Source organism: Fontisubflavum oceani (genome assembly GCF_030407165.1).
Classification (GTDB): domain Bacteria; phylum Pseudomonadota; class Alphaproteobacteria; order Rhodobacterales; family Rhodobacteraceae; genus Rhodophyticola; species Rhodophyticola oceani.
On sequence record NZ_CP129111.1, the window covers coordinates 345,412 to 363,643 of the forward strand.

The 18,232-nt window shown below is 59.7% G+C and carries 14 protein-coding genes, 1 tRNA gene and 4 pseudogenes; 2 read left to right on the forward strand and 17 right to left on the reverse strand.

Annotation, left to right across the window (positions count from 1 at the left end):
- Positions 1–3 precede the first annotated feature (3 nt).
- The 5 genes from QTA57_RS01775 to QTA57_RS01795 form a co-directional block, all read right to left on the reverse strand.
- Complete coding sequence (locus tag QTA57_RS01775) at positions 4–732, reverse strand: SDR family oxidoreductase (RefSeq protein ID WP_290153302.1); 729 nt, start codon at positions 730–732, stop codon at positions 4–6.
- The gene (locus tag QTA57_RS01780) at positions 729–2,258 is read right to left on the reverse strand and encodes an ATP-dependent DNA helicase (RefSeq protein WP_290153303.1); all 1,530 of its coding nucleotides are present in this window, start codon (positions 2,256–2,258) and stop codon (positions 729–731) included. Before QTA57_RS01780 ends, QTA57_RS01775 begins: the two co-directional genes overlap by 4 nt.
- Positions 2,259–2,312: 54 nt before the next feature.
- Entirely contained in the window at positions 2,313–2,639 is a 327-nt protein-coding gene (locus QTA57_RS01785) for a hypothetical protein (RefSeq protein WP_171557517.1), read from the reverse strand.
- Positions 2,640–2,966: 327 nt separating this feature from the next.
- Positions 2,967–3,042, reverse strand: a tRNA-Ala gene (locus QTA57_RS01790).
- Between the two features lie 102 nt (positions 3,043–3,144).
- Positions 3,145–3,498: a TIGR02300 family protein gene (locus QTA57_RS01795; RefSeq protein ID WP_145212013.1), complete on the reverse strand. Its 354-nt coding sequence runs from the start codon at positions 3,496–3,498 to the stop codon at positions 3,145–3,147.
- A 113-nt stretch (positions 3,499–3,611) separates the two neighbouring features.
- Between QTA57_RS01795 and QTA57_RS01800 the strand changes: the two genes are divergently transcribed.
- Together QTA57_RS01800 and QTA57_RS01805 are read left to right on the forward strand one after the other, a co-directional pair.
- A complete protein-coding gene (locus QTA57_RS01800) occupies positions 3,612–4,322 on the forward strand; it encodes a M48 family metallopeptidase (RefSeq protein ID WP_290153304.1) in 711 nt (236 codons plus the stop codon).
- A gap of 28 nt (positions 4,323–4,350) precedes the next feature.
- Complete coding sequence (locus QTA57_RS01805; protein WP_145212019.1) at positions 4,351–5,004, forward strand: GntR family transcriptional regulator; 654 nt, start codon at positions 4,351–4,353, stop codon at positions 5,002–5,004.
- Positions 5,005–5,134: 130 nt separating this feature from the next.
- Here the strand turns inward: QTA57_RS01805 and QTA57_RS01810 are convergent, their stop codons facing one another.
- The 12 genes and pseudogenes from QTA57_RS01810 to mdh all read right to left on the reverse strand — a co-directional run bounded on the left by QTA57_RS01810 (position 5,135) and on the right by mdh (position 17,998).
- Complete coding sequence (locus QTA57_RS01810) at positions 5,135–5,467, reverse strand: SH3 domain-containing protein (RefSeq protein ID WP_290153305.1); 333 nt, start codon at positions 5,465–5,467, stop codon at positions 5,135–5,137.
- Positions 5,460–6,847 (reverse strand): annotated as a pseudogene (gene lpdA / locus QTA57_RS01815) (dihydrolipoyl dehydrogenase). The gene QTA57_RS01810 and the pseudogene lpdA overlap by 8 nt, the downstream one beginning before the upstream one ends.
- Before the next feature lie 85 nt (positions 6,848–6,932).
- Complete coding sequence (locus QTA57_RS01820; RefSeq protein WP_290153306.1) at positions 6,933–7,355, reverse strand: MAPEG family protein; 423 nt, start codon at positions 7,353–7,355, stop codon at positions 6,933–6,935.
- A complete protein-coding gene (locus tag QTA57_RS01825; protein WP_290153307.1) occupies positions 7,352–7,771 on the reverse strand; it encodes a hypothetical protein in 420 nt (139 codons plus the stop codon). The genes QTA57_RS01820 and QTA57_RS01825 overlap by 4 nt, the downstream gene beginning before the upstream one ends.
- A 7-nt stretch (positions 7,772–7,778) precedes the next feature.
- Positions 7,779–9,272 (reverse strand): 2-oxoglutarate dehydrogenase complex dihydrolipoyllysine-residue succinyltransferase, encoded by a 1,494-nt coding sequence (gene odhB, locus QTA57_RS01830; RefSeq protein WP_290153308.1) that lies wholly within the window; start codon positions 9,270–9,272, stop codon positions 7,779–7,781.
- Positions 9,273–9,275: 3 nt separating this feature from the next.
- Positions 9,276–12,241 (reverse strand): annotated as a pseudogene (locus tag QTA57_RS01835) (2-oxoglutarate dehydrogenase E1 component).
- A gap of 46 nt (positions 12,242–12,287) precedes the next feature.
- Positions 12,288–12,911 (reverse strand): hypothetical protein, encoded by a 624-nt coding sequence (locus tag QTA57_RS01840; protein ID WP_290153309.1) that lies wholly within the window; start codon positions 12,909–12,911, stop codon positions 12,288–12,290.
- Positions 12,912–12,980: 69 nt separating this feature from the next.
- Positions 12,981–13,862 carry a succinate--CoA ligase subunit alpha gene (gene sucD / locus QTA57_RS01845; protein WP_145212044.1) on the reverse strand — a complete coding sequence of 294 codons (882 nt, stop codon included), beginning with the start codon at positions 13,860–13,862 and terminating at the stop codon, positions 12,981–12,983.
- Between the two features lie 215 nt (positions 13,863–14,077).
- Positions 14,078–14,566 carry a methyltransferase domain-containing protein gene (locus QTA57_RS01850; RefSeq protein WP_290153310.1) on the reverse strand — a complete coding sequence of 163 codons (489 nt, stop codon included), beginning with the start codon at positions 14,564–14,566 and terminating at the stop codon, positions 14,078–14,080.
- Positions 14,567–14,636: 70 nt separating this feature from the next.
- A pseudogene (locus QTA57_RS01855) lies at positions 14,637–14,813 on the reverse strand (succinate--CoA ligase subunit alpha); the annotation flags it as partial.
- A gap of 641 nt (positions 14,814–15,454) precedes the next feature.
- Positions 15,455–16,650 (reverse strand): annotated as a pseudogene (sucC, locus tag QTA57_RS01860) (ADP-forming succinate--CoA ligase subunit beta).
- A 385-nt stretch (positions 16,651–17,035) separates the two neighbouring features.
- Positions 17,036–17,998: a malate dehydrogenase gene (mdh, locus tag QTA57_RS01865; protein ID WP_171557492.1), complete on the reverse strand. Its 963-nt coding sequence runs from the start codon at positions 17,996–17,998 to the stop codon at positions 17,036–17,038.
- Between the last annotated feature and the right edge of the window lie 234 nt (positions 17,999–18,232).

Consider the following 18,232-nt stretch of genomic DNA (forward strand, 5'->3'; position numbering starts at 1 on the left):
GGCTCAGCCGCGCCCGATATACGGCATATTCGTCGCCATCACCGTCTGAAACAGCACATTGGCCGAGGCTGGCATATTGGCCATATGCAGAACCGAGCGCGCCGCATCCGCCACATCCATCATTGGCATCAGGGGTTTCCCCTCGGCCTCTATCCTGGCATTCAGCTTATCAACCAGCTCGGTCCGCGCATTGCCAATGTCAATCTGCCCCGCGGCGATCCCAAAGGGGCGGCCATCGAGCGCCAGCGTCTTGGTCAGCCCGGTCACCCCATGTTTCGTCGTGGTGTAACAGATCGAGCATTCGCGCGGGTTATGGGCCGAGAGCGAGCCATTATTGATGATCCGTCCCCCTTGCGGCTCTTGCGCGCGCATCTGCGCAAAACCGACGCGAGCCGTGTTGAACATGCCGGTTAGATTGACGGCAAGCGAACAGTGCCAATCTTCGGGATCGATCTCATCAATCGTGCCCTGAGGCGTGAAGATGCCGGCATTGTTGAAAACCGCATCTAGCCGCCCCCAGGTCGCGATCATTGCGGCGACGGCGGCCTCCATCTGTGCCAAATCGCTGACATCGGCAGGCAAGGGCAACGCGGTTTCCAACCCGCCGGCCATGTCTTCCAACATCTCGCCGCGGCGTGCCACAAGACCGACACACCACCCCTGTTCGAGGAACAGCTCCGCAGTCGCGCGGCCAATGCCCGAGCTGGCCCCGGTGATGAGGATGGTTTTCATAGCAGAGCCTCCCCTTCAAGCGCGAGGGGTACGGTGGGCACCACCAGATCGTCCACGCCCAGCACCACCTGCGGCTTGGACAGCATATAGCGTGTGACCCATATGAGCCGATGCTCCGCCCGGGTGATCGCGACATAAGCCAAACGCTTCCAAAGGGCCTGCCCCGCCTCTTCGCGCCCCGACCGGGCCGCCGCATAGAGATCGGGGGCAAAGACTTGCACCGTCTCCCATTGTGAGCCCTGCGCCTTGTGGGTGGTCACCGCCGCGCCATGCAGAAACGCCGCGCCCATCCGCGCGGCGTAGGGAATGAACGGCTCTTCCTCATCCGGCTTTTCGATTTTCACGATCGAGGCGGCAGACAGGCGCGGGCTTTCGGCCCCAACCACATGCAGCCGCGAGAACCCGGGCTTGTTGCCGGGGCCGACATAGACCACCTGCGCACCCTTGATCAGGCCGCGGGCCTCCAGATCGATGCGTTTCTTGCGGTGCTTGATCGGCAACTCGATCCCATCACAAATCAGCGGCTCGCCAGGGAGGAGCGCATCCTCCGGCGCGCCATGGGCCATGCGGAAGGCGCGGATTAACCGTATGCGGGTGGCGTTGCGCCAGACCAGAACCGGACTGCGCGCCATCAGATCGCTATCGGCGCGCGGCGCGACAACAACCCGGTCATCGCGGCGCGCGGCCTCTTCGACCATGCGCTCGAAGGCTTCAAAACTGAGCGACGGATCACCCAACGCATGGGCCAGATCAAGGATCGGATTGTCCGCCTCCTGCCGGTGCACCCGCGCCAGTTCCTGTTTACGGGGCCCCTTGAGTTGATCGAACACCATCTCGCCAGACTGCCCCACGGGGGCCAACTGCGCCGGATCACCGAAGAGGATCAATGTCGGGAAGATTTCGCGCAGATCCTCAAATTGCTTCTGATCCAGCATCGAGCTTTCATCGACCAAACCGATGTCGAGCGGGTCCTCGCGACGTTTCCAGCCGGTGATGAAATCCGACCCGCGCAGGCCTGCCGCCGCGAGGGCTGCGGGTACGGATTTATGTGCGTCATAGACCTGTTTCGCCCGGTCCAGCGCCGCGTCGGTCAGCGCCTCAATCTCGGGTCGCTCGCCTTGGCCAGCCAGCCATTCCGCGACCTTCTCATATTCCGGGTCATAGACGGGCGTGTAAAGAATCCGGTGGATCGTGGTTGCTGGCACGCCGCGTGTCCGCAAAACAGAGGCCGCCTTGTTCGTTGGTGCCAGAATAGCCACCGTCCGCCGCTCGCGACGGCGGCGGCCCTCCCAATCGCCCGAGATCAAGTCAACACCGGCGTCGTCCAAAGCCTTCACCAGATGCGCGAGGAGCAGCGTCTTGCCACTGCCCGCCTTGCCGATGACGGCCATGACACTGGAGGTGCCTTCGGCGGCTGGTGTCATGGTCTCGCGATCAAGATCGACGCCAGCGCTGCGCAGCATCTCGGCAATCGCGTCATAGGCGCTGGCCTGATCATCTGAAAAAGAAATCGCGGGTGACAACATGGGCCGACCCTAGCGGCCTGCGGGTGCCTGCGCCATGCGAAAACCGCGCCGGCGTTACGCCGGGTTTTCCGCCCAGAAACTCAGAAGATCGGACGCCATGACCGGGCTGATCCCCCGCGCTTCCAAAGCATAGAGATCAATCGAAAGCATGACGGCCCGGCGCATGGCGCGTTCGGCATCCAGACGAGCCGGGCTGCCAGCCGCATAGACCTGTTCGATGGCATTGGCTGCACTGATCAATGCGACCATAACTTGCAAACCCGACGCCTGTGGCCAGCGATGCACCAAGAGATGCACCACATCGGATTTTGGCACCGCATCACCCAAGAGCGATTCGAGCGCGCACTCTACCATTGTATCGGTTCTCGAAACGATACTCATAAAAACGGCCCCCTGACCCCGCCGGAGGTATAAGCCAAGAGCTAGCCAAGATTCAAAAAGACTTTATGCTTTTAGAGAAGGTAAGCCTCGCGACCCAAGCTCTTTCTGCCTGATCGCCTGAAAAACACCGTTTCCGAATGCCGAACGATACTCGCTGGTCGTGCGGCGAGTCGTCAGTTTCCCAATGGTGTTCTCAGAGCCTCCGCCGCGTTTCGGAGATCGACATATCAATGCTCACACGACTTCCGAGACGCACAGAATCAGCGGGATTGATAGCGGTCTGAGCATTCGCGAGGCACGCGCATTCAGCGAAGAAAAGAAGGGATTTGGTGGAGCCTAGCGGGATCGAACCGCTGACCTCCTGCATGCCATGCAGGCGCTCTCCCAGCTGAGCTAAGGCCCCAAACCAGCGCTGCCTAACCCGGCAACGAATGGCGGTTTATGGTGTCGCGCGGGGCAGTTCAAGCGAAAAATCCCCGTCCCGCGCCATTGCTAGTCTCAACGATCAGTCGTCGTCGCCATCATTGGCGGCCACATCGGCCAGATCGTCCAATGCGACGGTTTCGGTGTCGTCATCGTCTTCCAACACATCGTCATCGTCCAGATCGACATCCGCGTCATCATCGAGCACCAAATCGTCATCGTCCTCCAGAACCACCTCTTCGGCGTCCTCGGCGGCGTCTTTCTTCGTGGCCAGTTTATCGGCTTTGTCCGCGACCAGTGTCCGCGAGCCTTTGCCCGTGTCCAATGTGACGACGTCGCCCGTATAGGGGCTGACGATCGGGTTCTTGTTTAGGTCGTAAAACCGTTTGCCCGTCGTTGGGCAAACACGTTTGACGCCCCATTCTTCTTTGGGCATGACACCCCCTTTAATCATCGATATCGAGAGAATTGCGCTCACGTGCCACAATGTCAGAGAGGTGTCAAAGCCTTTCAAGCCCATCGATGTCAAGCCCGGCCTGCCAAAGAAACATGCCCAAAGAGACCGACGCCATTCATATCCTGCCAGGCGAGCCACCCGTCTCCGTCCTTTTGCGTCGATCCACGCGGGCGCGGCGGTTTTCTTTGAGGGTGTCGCGGGCCGATGGGCGGGTGAGTTTGAGCTTGCCGCATTGGGCGCCAGAGGCCGAAGCGCTGGCGTTTCTCCGGGACCGGGAAGCTTGGCTGAGAATGCAACTGGCTCAAACACCAGACCTGAGGCGGCCAGAGATCGGTGGCACGGTCCCAATCTGCGGCGTCGACCGAAGGGTGTTTGCAGGCACCGGGCGCGCCGCGCGGTTGACGCAGGAGGGAATTTTTGTGCCAGAGGGCCCTCGCGTTGCGCCGCGGGTTCGGGCTCTGCTGAAAGCCCTAGCGCGGGACCGCCTCGCCCCCGCTTGTGACCGTTATGCGGGCCAGCTTGGCAGGTCTTATGGTCGGCTGACACTGCGCGACCCGCGCAGTCGTTGGGGCAGCTGCTCGTCGAAAGGCGATTTGATGTTTTCCTGGCGTTTGATCATGGCACCGCCAACAGTGTTGGATTACGTCGCCGCTCATGAAGTGGCCCACCTGGCGGAAATGAACCATTCTGCCCGGTTCTGGGCCGTCTGCACCGATCTCTACCCCGGGTATGAGACGGAGCGGGATTGGTTGAAAACCCACGGGCCCGCGCTTTTGGCGTGGCAGTTCGACCCCTTGCCGTGATCCGGATCTTTGTGATCACATCCGCCTCATGTTGACCAACCCACGCCCGACCGAGACCGGTGCGGCGGTGGCCCATGATCGGGTTTATCGCGCGCTCAGAACACAAATCATGCATGGCGAGGTAAGCCCCGGCCAGGCCCTGACCCTGCGCGGCCTGGGCCGAGAGTTCGGTGTCTCGATGACACCGGCGCGCGAAGCGGTCCGGCGACTGGTGAGTGAAGGCGCCCTGTTTCTCTCCGCTTCGGGCCGGGTCTCGACGCCGGAACTGTCCAATGAGCGAATTGAGGAACTCGCGGCGATTCGCGCCCTCTTGGAGCCAGAACTGTCCGCTCGTGCCTTGCCGCGCGCCCATATGGCGCTCATCGAACGGATGGAGGTGATCAACAGCACGATTGCCTCATCCATCACCAAGCGGGACGCCGTGGGCTATATCCGCAGCAACCTGGAGTTTCACCGCACCTTGTACCTGCGCGCCCAAGCCCCCGCGATGCTGGCCCTGGCCGAAACGGTTTGGTTACAATTGGGGCCGACGATGCGCGCTCTCTATGGACGCTTGGGGAAAACCGATGCGCCAAGTCACCACAAACTGATCTTGGCGGCCCTCCAGGCAGGCGATGAGCCAGGATTGCGGCTCGCTGTGCGCGCGGATGTGACTCAAGGCTTACGTCTTTTAACAACTTAAGGGGCCCATCTCATCACCAGTTGATCTGGCCAATCAGAAGGCGGCAACCGGGTTCGTGCTCTCGATAAATGAGACCACAATTTGAGCCGGACCAGGGCAGCACGATAGAGCTGCATCTGGGGAATAGTGGCTAAAGCTCTGTTAAGCAGCTCGCGGGCACCCAGCCTTCTTGCCCTATCCTCCGACGGCACCAAACCCAACCTGATCGGTCGGCCAGCCCAGCCACGACCTCCCCCTCGGACACCGTCAACTCGGCAGTATTGAAACCATCAACAACTTGATTACCAGAGAGAATTTCAATCGGCACCCAACCGCCCAAACCGCTCTTGTTGACCACCCATTGCCAGCCCGGATACGCGTCGTCCTGTCGGCCAAGTGTAATGACTTCGCCCGGTGTCACTTTCAGCGCCGGGTCATAAGTTGCGCGCCACGCTTTGATAACGCGCAACTGGGTCTCAGGCATGGATCGCGCCGTCACCGCAGGCCAGAGCCGCTTCGCGTACCGCCTCCGAATAGGTCGGATGCGCATGACATGTCATCGCCAGGTCCTGAGCTGATGCGCCAAACTCCATCGCGACGCAGATTCGTGGATCAAATCGCCGGCCATCGGGCCGATGATATGCGCGCCCAAGATCCGGTCGGTATCTTTGTCGGCAAGGATCTTTACGAACCCGTCCCCGGCAAAATTCGCCTTCGCGCGGCCATTGCCCATGAAGCTGAACTTGCCGACCTTATAGGCGCGCCCGGCCGCCTTCAGCGTCTCTTCGGTCTCCCCCACATTCGACACTTCGGGGTGCGTATAGATCACGCCGGGGATAACACCGTAATTCACATGGCCATGCTTGCCCGCAACAACTTCGGCCACGGCCATGCCTTCATCTTCAGCCTTATGGGCCAGCATCGGGCCATCAATGGCATCGCCGATCGCATAGATGCCTTTGATGTTCGTCCCCCAATGAGCATCGGTTTTGATCTGCCCACGCTCGCTCATCTCAACGCCAAGCGCCTCTAGACCCAGACCATCGGTATAGGGCTTACGGCCCGTGGCAACGAGCACGACATCGGCGTCGACCACATGCTCGCTTTCGTCTTTGCGGAGTTGATAAGTGACCTTTGCCTTGGTCTTGGTCGCCTCCACCTTCTGAACGGCGGCGCCCATGGTAAAGGTCATCCCTTGTTTCTTCAGGATTCTCTGGAAGGTCTTGGACACCTCCGCATCCATGCCGGGGGTGATATGGTCGAGGAACTCGATCACCGACACCTCGGAGCCGAGCCGAGCATAGACCGAGCCCAATTCCAGCCCGATGACACCAGCGCCAATAACCACCATCTTCTTCGGTACCTTGCCGAGGCTCAGCGCGCCCTCGGAAGTGACGACAACTTTTTCGTCGACAGGCACATTCGGCAACGCGCTTGGCTCGGACCCAGAGGCAATGATGATGTGCTTGGCCTCGTGAACCTCATCCCCGACTTTGACCTTGCCTGCTTCGGGGATCGAGCCCCACCCTTTCAGCCAGTCGATCTTGTTCTTTTTGAACAGAAATTCGATGCCCTTGGTGTTCTGACCAATTACGTCATCCTTATAGGCCTGCATCTGTTTCCAATCGACGGACGGCGCTTTGCCCTTCAGGCCCATCTTGGCGAAGTTATGTTCCGCCTCGTGCAACTGGTGGCTCGCATGGAGCAGCGCCTTTGACGGGATGCAGCCGATGTTCAGGCAGGTGCCGCCCAAGGTCTCGCGCCCTTCGACACAGGCCGTCTTCAGCCCCAATTGCGCGCAACGGATGGCGCAGACATAGCCGCCGGGGCCGGAGCCGATTACGATGACGTCATAGCTGGACATGGGGTCTCCTCGTCGAAATGGGGCACGGTCGAACCGGGATATCTCCCGTGTATATCCGAAATATCCGCGCGATGTCTGTTTTGGCTCATGCCATGCCTCCCGACAGGGCGGCGAGCGTCATGGCAATGGTGGCCCCGAAGCCGACGAACCAGATCGCGCTGCGCCAGGGCGACCAGCCGAACGCATAGGCCGGGATATAAAGCACGCGAGCGCCGAGATAGGCCCAGGCGCAAGCGGCGGTGAAAGTCGAGGCGCTGTCTGAGAACTCCACCACGACCACGGCGATAGTGAAGAGGATTAACCCCTCGAAATGGTTGTTCAGCGCCCGGTAGAGCCGCGCGGTGCGGGTCGAGAGTTGATCTTCCAGAGACCCGCCCAACCGCTCCCGGTCGCGCGGGCTTACGGTCTTGCCCGCGCCCAGCTCCCGGTTTGCCGGAATCGCCATCAGGCAGAATTGAACCGCTTGCAGGAGGAGCGCCAGGGCAAGGGCTGTGAGTTCGGGGGTCATCTCTTTGCAGCAATCTTCGGCAATACGCCGTGCGGATCATGTTTTTTTGTTTGGACGAATTCACACTCGTCTTGGCTGCACTGCAATCGCCAAGTTTCGACTCCGAAGTCCTTAAGACCAAGCCGAGGTTCGGGTCTTGCCTCAACCAGCATGAGACGCCCTACACGACATCTCGGGCAGATTTCACCGTTTTTCGCCTCATCAAGCTCACCCTCCAGATTTTGTATCCGAGCTTCCATCTCCAGTTGCTCGGTCCTCGCGCCAGCCAATGCGACCTGGGCATCAGCGAGCGCTGTCGTTAGTTCCGCTAGTTTAAGCTTGAATGCTGCTTCATCGACGGATTTGTCGATGTCACGAAGATCCTTCGCGAGGTCGAATGCTAGCTTTGCCGCGGTCAGACCGGCAACCAGATCCATAGTAACCTCACAAATCCATCAACAACCGCCGTGGATCTTCCAGCGCCTCTTTCACGCGCACCAGGAAGGTCACGGCACCTTTGCCGTCGACGATCCGATGGTCGTAGGATAGCGCCAGATACATCATCGGGCGGATCACCACCTCACCATTGATCGCCATCGGGCGGTCCTGGATCTTGTGCATCCCTAGAATGCCCGATTGCGGCGGGTTCAGGATCGGCGAGGACATCAGCGAGCCATAAACGCCGCCATTGGAGAGCGTGAAGGTGCCGCCCTGCATCTCCGCCATGGACAGTTTGCCGTCGCGAGCGCGACGCCCCTTCTCGGCAATCGCCTTCTCGATATCGGCGAAGGACATACTGTCCGCATCGCGGATCACCGGCACGACGAGCCCCGTAGGCGTCCCGGCGGCGACGCCCATATGCACGAAGTTCTTATAGACGATATCGGTGCCGTCGATCTCCGCATTCACCTCGGGCACCTCTTTCAGCGCGTGGCAGCAAGCCTTGGTGAAGAAGGACATGAAGCCCAGGCGAACCCCGTGTTTCTTCTCAAACTCATCCTTGTACTGACTGCGCAGCGCCATGACCTCGGTCATGTCCACCTCGTTATAGGTGGTCAGCATCGCGGCCGTATTCTGGCTGTCTTTCAGACGTTTAGCGATGGTTTGGCGCAGACGAGTCATCTTGACCCGCTCCTCGCGCGCGGCATCGTCGGCAGGGACCGGGGCACGTGGGGCGGGCGCGGTCGCCGCAGGCGCCGGGGCTGCCGCCGCGCTGACGGCTTTCAGCACATCTTCTTTCATGATGCGCCCATCGCGACCCGACCCTTGGACTTGATCGGCGCTGACGCCGGTCTCGGCCATCGTCTTCTTGGCCGAAGGCGCGTCTTCCACATCTTTGCCGCTGCTGACCACAGGGGCCGCTGCTGGAGCGGCGGCGGGTGCAGCGACCACCGCGCCGGCACCACCAATCACCGCCAGTTTTGCGCTTGCATCCACCGTGCTGCCTTCGGCCGCCAGGATCTCCGTCAAAGTCCCGGAGGCCGGGGCGGGCACCTCGACTGAGACTTTGTCGGTCTCCAATTCGCAGAGCATCTCATCCTGCGCCACGCTGTCGCCAACCGCCTTGAACCAAGTCGAAACGGTCGCTTCGGTCACACTTTCCCCGAGCGTCGGCACCATCACATCAACGCTCTCGCCGCCCTCCGCCGCCGGCGCTTCAACAGCGGCCGCTTTCGGGGCGGGTGCAGGTGCGGCCCCTTCCCCTTCACTGAGCGTCGCAAGCAAAGCGTCGACGCCAACCGTCTCCCCTTCCGCCGCGACGATCTCGGCCAGTGTTCCTGCGGCGGGCGATGGCACTTCCACCGTCACCTTATCGGTTTCCAACTCGCAGAGCATTTCATCGACGGCCACAGCTTCGCCCGGCTTCTTGAACCAGGTGGCCACCGTCGCCTCGGTCACGCTTTCGCCCAGGGTTGGGACACGCACTTCTACGGACATCGCTTATTTCCCTTCGATGGTCAGCGCTTCGTTCACGAGCGCGGCTTGTTGTGCTTTGTGCTGGCTGGCCAACCCAGTCGCGGGCGAGGCCGATGCATTCCGACCCACATAGCTGGGCCGGGTGTGTTTGGCTTTCAGACGGGTCAGAACCCATTCCAAGTTGGGCTCGACAAAACTCCACCCGCCTTGATTTTTCGGCTCTTCCTGACACCAACAAATCTCGGCGCCTTTGAACCGTTCCAGCTCTTTCATCAAGGCCAGAGCCGGGAATGGATAGAACTGCTCCAGCCGCAGAAGATAGACATCATTGATGCCGCCGCGCGCATCCCGTTCTTCGAGCAGATCATAATAGACCTTACCCGAACACATCACGACGCGTTTGATCTTGTCATCAGCCACCAGCTTCGTGTCGGAATTGCCTTTCTGAGCATCATCCCAGAGCACCCGGTGGAAACTCGACCCAGTGGTAAAGTCCGCAGTCTCGCTGATCGCCATCTTGTGGCGCAGTAGCGATTTCGGCGTCATCAGAACCAGCGGCTTACGGAAGCTCCGGTGCAATTGACGGCGCAAGATGTGGAAGTAGTTTGCCGGGGTCGAGCAATTGGCGACGATCCAGTTGTCCTCCGCGCACATTTGCAGGAAGCGCTCCAGGCGCGCAGAACTGTGTTCCGGCCCCTGCCCTTCGAACCCATGCGGCAGAAGCATGACCAGCCCGGACATCCGCAACCATTTGCGCTCCCCCGAGGAGATAAATTGGTCAAACATGATCTGCGCGCCATTGGCGAAATCGCCAAACTGCGCCTCCCACATGACCAGCGCGTTGGGTTCGGCGAGGCTGTAGCCATATTCGAAGCCCAGAACCGCATATTCCGAGAGCATCGAGTCGATGACCTCATAGCGGGATTGTCCTTCGCGAACGTGGTTGAGCGGATAATAGCGCTCCTCCGTCTCCTGATCGATCAGCCCCGAATGGCGTTGGCTAAACGTGCCGCGGGTCGAATCTTGCCCCGAAAGCCGAACCGGATAGCCTTCGGTCAGCAAGGACCCGAACGCCAGTGCCTCGGCCGTCGCCCAGTCGAAACCTTTACCGGATTTGAACATCTCGGTCTTGGTGTCCAACAGACGTCCAACGGTTTTATGCAGCTTGAAGCCCTCGGGCGCACGGGTCAGGGCCGCACCGACTTGATCAAAGGTTTCGGGGCTGATCGCCGTCTCGCCGCGCTGGTATTCCTCACCCTGGCGATCCAGATGCGACCAGCGCCCGTCGAGCCAATCCGCCTTGTTGGGCTTGTAATCTTTCCCGGCCTCGAACTCTTCGTTCAGATAGGCCTGGAAGGCCGCCTTCATATCCTCGACTTCGCCTTCGGGGATCAGCCCGTCCTTGACCAGACGTTCCGTATAAAGGCTCAGCGTGGTCTTCTGCTTCTTGATCTTCTTATACATGATCGGGTTGGTGAACATGGGCTCATCGCCCTCGTTATGGCCAAACCGGCGGTAGCAGAAGATGTCGATCACCACGTCTTTGCTGAATTTTTGGCGGAACTCGGTCGCCACTTTCGCGGCATGGACCACAGCTTCCGGATCATCGCCATTCACATGGAAGATCGGCGCTTCCACCATCAGCGCGATATCGGTCGGATAGGGGCTGGAACGCGAGAAATGCGGCGCCGTGGTGAAGCCGATCTGGTTGTTCACAACGATATGCATGGTGCCGCCGGTCTTGTGCCCGCGCAGACCGCTCAGACCGAAACCTTCGGCGACGACGCCCTGACCGGCAAAGGCCGCATCCCCATGTAGCAGGATCGGCAAAACGCTGGTACGGTCGGTGTCGTTGTTTTGATCTTGCTTGGCCCGCGCTTTGCCCAGAACCACCGGGTTCACCGCCTCCAAATGCGACGGGTTCGCGGTCAGCGACAAATGTACGGAGTTGCCGTCGAATTCCCGATCAGACGACGCACCCAAGTGGTATTTCACATCGCCGGAGCCATCCACATCTTCGGGCTTGAACGAGCCCCCTGGAACTCGTTAAAGATCGCCCGATACGGCTTGGCCATCACATTGGCGAGCACCGAAAGACGACCCCGATGCGGCATGCCAATAATGATGTCCCGCACGCCTAACGCGCCACCGCGCTTGATGATCTGCTCCATCGCGGGGATCAGGCTTTCGCCGCCATCCAAGCCAAAGCGTTTGGTGCCCATGTATTTGACATGGAGGAATTTTTCGAAGCCTTCTGCCTCGACCATCTTGTTCAAGATGGCTTTCCGCCCCTCGCGGGTGAAGGCAATTTCTTTGCCATAGCCTTCGATCCGCTCTTTCAGCCAAGCGGCCTCCTCGGGGTTCGAGATATGCATGTATTGCAGCGCAAAGGTGCCGCAATAGGTGCGCTTCACGATATCGATAATCTGCCGGATTGAAGCCATTTGCAGGCCCAGGACATTGTCGATGAAAATCGGCCGATCCATATCGGCCTCGGCGAAGCCATAGGATTTCGGGTCCAGCTCCGGATGCGGTGTCTGATCGCGCATGCCCAGCGGGTCGAGATCGGCCACCAAATGACCCCGGATCCGATAAGCCCGGATCAACATCAGCGCCCGGATCGAGTCGAGCACGGCGCGCTGCACCATGTCATCGCTGATCTCGACGCCTTTTTCCTGCGCTTTCGCTTTGATCTTGTCGCCCGCGCCTTTGGCCTCTTCGACGGCCACCGGCCACTCACCAGTCAGCGCGGAGGTCATCTCATCTGCCGGCTGCGGTGGCCAATCGGCCCGTGCCCAAGAGGGGCCATGCGCTTCGGCCTTTACGTCCAGCTCGGCATCGCCCAGCGCCCGGAAGAACTCCTGCCACGCCGCGTCGACCGCATTGGGATCATTGGCATATTGCGCGTAGAGCTGTTCGAGATACTCGGCATTATGCCCCTGCATGAAGCTGGAGGCGTGGAACTGATCGTTGGGGGATTGGTCGGTCATGGGTCAAGTCCTCCCGGAAGTGAATTTGCAGCAGCCTTTGGGGGCATCATTGCGTCCCTCTACGGTCAAGCAAGATCGTCATGGTCGTGCCGTAGGTGAGCATGACAGGGAAACGCCTCAAGGCCTCGGCGTCCAATGAATAGGCCGTGAGTTGCGCCGCAGGCGGGCGGCCTTGCACCTGAAGCCGCGCACCAATACGCCGCACGGGCAAGCGCGTGTCGACCGTTGCCGCAGCATCGCTCAGGTCTTGCGGCGGTCCGACATAGAGACAGGTGTGCAGCCCCGTTCGCGTCGGCTCGACAACCACGGCATGGGTATCGGACAGAAACAACTGTACGTCGTCATACCCCCGACCTTCGCGCAAACGCGCGGCGACGTCGTTGGCGCGCTCCTGACCCTCGGCCCAACTCTCCGGCTGAAGAGGGTCGAGCCCTGAGATCAAAAGCGCGTGGGCCAGCACGTCGTCCGCAGTCTCTTGGCTCTCAGAGCGGCTCCACCCCGCAGCCTCAAAGGCAAGCCCGCGCGCCTCAAGCGTCAGCGTATTGTCGAGGCACAGTTCTAGGGATGCGACAAGCCCCGCCTCGGCGCGCGAGGGAGCCGCAAGCACCACCACCGCGAAGATCGCGACGGCGGCGGAAAGCAGCAGCATCTGACCGGTGACAGATGTCACAGCCGGGCTGCATCCCTTTGCACATGTCGCAATCTTCAACGTCATCTCCCTAAGGCCAAGAGCAGCAAGTCAGCCAATCGCCTTCAACACAGCTTCACCGAGACCTGCGGGGCTTTCGGCCACGACGATGCCCGCGCTTTGCATGGCTTCGATCTTGTCCTCGGCGCCACCTTTGCCGCCGGCGACAATTGCACCCGCATGGCCCATCCGGCGGCCCGGAGGTGCCGTGCGGCCCGCGATGAAGCCAGCAGTCGGTTTCCAACGGCCTTTCTTCTTCTCATCAGCGAGGAACTGCGCGGCCTCTTCCTCGGCCGATCCGCCGATCTCGCCGATCATGATGATGCTTTCGGTCTCATCATCGGCCAGGAACCATTCCAGCACGTCGATATGTTCAGTGCCCTTGATCGGGTCACCGCCGATGCCGACGCAGGTCGACTGGCCCAGACCCACATCTGTGGTCTGCTTCACGGCCTCATAGGTCAGAGTGCCGGAGCGGGACACAACGCCAACGGAGCCACGTTTGTGGATATGGCCAGGCATGATGCCGATTTTGCAGGCATCGGGCGTGATGATACCGGGACAGTTAGGGCCGATCAGGATCGAAGAGGATCCTTCGAGCGCGCGCTTCACCTTCATCATGTCGAGCACCGGGATGCCCTCGGTAATGCAGCAGATCAGCTCCATCTCCGCATCGATCGCTTCCAGGATCGAGTCAGCAGCGAAGGGCGGCGGCACATAGATCACCGAGGCATTCGCCTCAGTCACAGCTTTCGCCTCATGCACCGAGTTGAACACTGGCAGGTCCAGATGGGTCATCCCACCTTTGCCAGGTGTCACGCCGCCGACCATCTTGGTGCCATAAGCGATGGCCTGTTCGGAATGGAATGTGCCCTGCGAGCCAGTAAAGCCCTGACAGATCACTTTGGTGTTTTCGTCTACGAGTACGGCCATTCTTCCCTCATGTCTTTTGCGCTGGAAGCGCCGGGTTCGTTTTTGGAGTTCTCATGTCGCGCAACGGCGTCCGCGACCTGTTCGCGGGTCCAAAGACCCATTGAGCGCTGTCCCCCCTGCCCGGCAACGAGCTGTGTTCTTCCGTCTTCGTCACGGACAACAGTCTCGTGCACGACCTCGATCGGGGGGCGAAGTTGAACGGCGGCAAGGTGGGGTCAAACTTGCGGACGCCCATTGTTGCGCAGCGGCTTGTTCTCCGCGATGTGGTGAAAAGTTGTCAGCAGCAAAGGCGTGCCCGACGCCAGAAAGCCTTTGAAAAACTCCCATCTGAGCCAGAACTTCAGATGAAACAGGCAGTCGCGGCACATCATCATGTCGACCTTCGGGAGAGGGTCAGATGTGACATCGGCCACGTCAAACTGTACGCCCTTGCGGGTATGCGCGGCCCGGTTCGCTTCGATCAGAGAGGTCGCGATATCGAATCCGATATAGTCGATACCGGTCAGATCCACATGCGACATCCAATGCCAATCGCCGCAAGGTGCATCAAGAAAGCTCTTGACGTCATGCCGCTCAAAGAGACCTGGCAAAGCTGCCCGGATTTCGGCCGTACTATCGAGCGAGGAGCCAGCGCCCGACCGGGGCGATGCACCTCCATTCGACCAGTCCATCTCCTCGAAAACTGCTTTGAGGGTCTCCCGCATTGGCCTAGAGTCCTTCGCCCGGCGCGGCCATAATAGTCATCGGTGTGTCGTCACCGATTTCCTCCCCGGTCTGATGAACCAATTTGCACACCTGCGGGTCCAGATAGATCATGCCATCTTTGCAGGGAATGACCCCACCAACCATCTTGGAGCCATAAGCGATGGCCGGGTCGGAATGGAACGTGCCCTGCAAGCCGGTGAATCCATGAGAGATGACTTTGGTGTTTTCGTCTACGAGGACGGACATGTTTGGAGTCTCCTAGATTTGCCCATGGGTTCGCATCACCAACAAGAGTTCGTCCACAGATAGCTGGCTTTCAGCAAAGTTGAGGTCCGTGATGCGCCCAAGACGACGACCAGGATTCTGCGAAGACTGTGCAACTGCGACAAGATATGTGCGATTGTTGCGCGTATAGATTCCGGTCATTTCGGCCAAACTGAACCGAGTTGCATTATGCCTGATGTAGTCGTTGTCAGAGAGCGGAGCGGCATACTGAAATCCTGCTTCTTCAAGATAAGCTTGTATCGTCGTACTCGTCGGCGCGGCCCAGAGACCGTGGAGCCAGACGGAACATGATCTCAGGAAAGGAAAAGGGCCTGTTCCAGGCCTATCTGGTTGGCCGCCCGTCCGAACCCGGAGTTCGCCCGCTGGAAGTGAACCCTCTCTAACGAAAAGCGGGCGACCGAATGCAACTCCATTCCGTTCGAAGGCCGCTCGAACAGCGGTCTGAGAGAAGTTGCTCGAAATACAACCTTCTAGAAAACCGCTAACGGCCCGGTTTACATCAGGTGCGGCGCGGCTAGTAGCAGAGTCAGTTTGTGTTTCAACACAGGCCGACAGCAGCAGAGATGACACAAGAGAAATAGCTAATAGGCGCATCAGAGTTCTTACCCCTTCACCGCCGCCACGATCTTTTCAGCGCCGTCCTTGAGGTCATCGGCCGCGATCACGTTGAGGCCGGACGATTTGATGATCTCTTTGCCCTTTTCCACATTCGTGCCTTCCAGACGCACGACCAGCGCGGAACCTCAAGCCCGACTTCCTTCACCGCCGCGATGACGCCTTCCGCGATGATATCGCAGCGCATGATGCCGCCGAAGATGTTGACAAGAATGCCTTTCACCTGCGGGTCGGAAGTGATGATCTTGAAGGCTTCTGTCACTTTCTCTTTCGTCGCGCCGCCGCCCACATCAAGGAAGTTGGCAGGCTCGGAGCCGTAGAGCTTGATGATATCCATTGTTGCCATGGCCAGGCCCGCGCCGTTCACCATGCAGCCGATCTCGCCGTCGAGGGCGATATAGTTCAGGTCATATTTCGACGCGGCCAGTTCCTTCGGATCTTCTTCCGTCTCGTCACGGAGCGCCGCGATATCGGCATGGCGGTAGACCGCGTTGCCGTCGAAGCCGACTTTGGCATCGAGCACTTTCAGATCGCCGCCATCGGTCACGATCAGCGGGTTGATCTCCAGCATCTCCATGTCCTTCTCGGTGAAGGCCTGGTAGAGCAATCCCATCAGGCGGACGCATTGCTTGACCTGCTGACCTTCGAGGCCGAGCGCAAAGGCGACGCGGCGACCGTGGAAGCCTTGATACCCAGTGGCAGGGTCAACGCTGAAGGACAGGATCTTCTCGGGCGTGGCGGCAGCAACCTCTTCGATGTCCATGCCACCCTCGGTGGAACAGACGAATGAGATCCGCGAGGTCTGGCGATCGACGAGGAGGGCCAGATACATCTCGGTCTCAATGCCGGAGCCATCTTCGATATAGATCCGATTGACCTGCTTGCCTGCGGGACCAGTCTGATGGGTCACCAGGGTGCGGCCCAGCATCTTTTTGGCTTCTTCGGCGGCTTCTTCGACCGATTTGGCCAAGCGCACGCCACCCTTCTCACCGGCGTCAGCCTCTTTGAAAGACCCTTTGCCGCGACCACCAGCGTGGATCTGCGCTTTCACGACCCAAAGCGGGCCGTCCATTTCACCCGCTGCCGTCTTGGCATCTTCCGCTTTCAAAACCACGCGGCCATCACTGACCGGGGCGCCGTAGTCGCGAAGCAATGCCTTCGCCTGGTATTCATGAATGTTCATGAAACTGTCCCATCATTGGTGTTGTCCCCACCGACTAAGCACAGGTTTCGCCAGCAATAAAACGTCATTCTGACGCACACGCGCGGAATTGAACAAAAAAGCGACATTTGTGATCACAGCCAGAAAAAGTGTGATCACAAAATGGCAAGACGGCAAGAATAAACGGTTTTTGACACCGAATCGTCCACCCGAGCCTCACAGGGCGAAATCACGCGCCTTATAAGGGCAGTCGTCTTTCAGATGAGACCGCACCCAACACCGCCGACAGAACTGCGAGAAAGCGAAGACCAAGATGGGTGATCCGCTGCGTTGGAATGTGGTCGTGGCAGAAACGCAAAAGGCCGGAGCTTGGCCCCGGCCCCTTTTAGATTTTGTGCGAATAGGCTTAGGCTAGGCTCTCGTCGATGCCCTTGCAAGCTTCGACCAAGCCTTTGACGGCATTGACCGAGTTATCAAACATCGCCTGCTCATCCTTGGTCATCTTGATGTCGACAACCCGCTCGATGCCGCCAGCGCCGATCACCGTGGGCACGCCCACATACATGCCTTTCAGACCAAGCGCGCCGTCCACATAAGCCGCGCAGGGCAAGACGCGTTTCTGGTCTTTCAGATAAGCCTCAGCCATCTCGATGGCGCTCGTCGCAGGGGCATAAAATGCGGACCCTGTCTTCAGCAGGCCAACGATTTCCGCGCCGCCGTCGCGCGTCCGCTGCACAATCGCATCGAGCTTTTCTTGCGTGGTCCAGCCCATCGCGACCAGATCCGGCAGAGGAATGCCTGCAACGGTCGAATAACGGGTCAGCGGCACCATTGTGTCGCCGTGACCACCCAAAACGAAGGCGGTGACGTCTTTCATCGACACGTCGAATTCTTCGGCCAGGAAATGGCGGAAGCGCGCGCTGTCGAGCACGCCGGCCATGCCGCAGACTTTCTCATGCGGCAGGCCCGAGAATTCACGCAGCGCCCACACCATCGCGTCAAGCGGGTTGGTGATGCAGATCACGAACGCGTCGGGGGCATTCGCGGCAATGCCTTCGCCGACGGATTTCATAACTTTCAGGTTGATACCCAGAAGGTCGTCGCGGCTCATCCCTGGTTTCCGCGGCACACCAGCGGTCACGATGCAGACATCGGCACCGGCGATATCGGCGTAGTCATTGGTGCCTTTCATCTTGGCGTCGAATTTCTCCGACGGGCCGGATTCGGCAATATCCAGCGCCTTGCCTTGTGGAATGCCCTCGGCGATGTCGAACAGGATGACGTCACCCAGTTCTTTCAACGCTGCAAGATGGGCAAGCGTGCCCCCGATTTGTCCCGCGCCGATAAGCGCAATCTTGGGTCTGGCCATGTGAGTGATCTCCACGTCCCTTGTTGATGTTGGCGCGAGGGGTAGCCCCACACCCCGCCCGGCGCAAGCCTAGGCACGCGCGGCGGAAAGCCCCATAGAAGTATTGGGCGGTGCTAACAGCATAAAAAAAGCGGGAAATCTCGGAAACGGAAGGGCAAGATCACAGGGTCGTGGCACCGCGCCGAGCGTCGAAAGCCTGACACATATACGACAGGGCCGCTCCAAACACCCTCC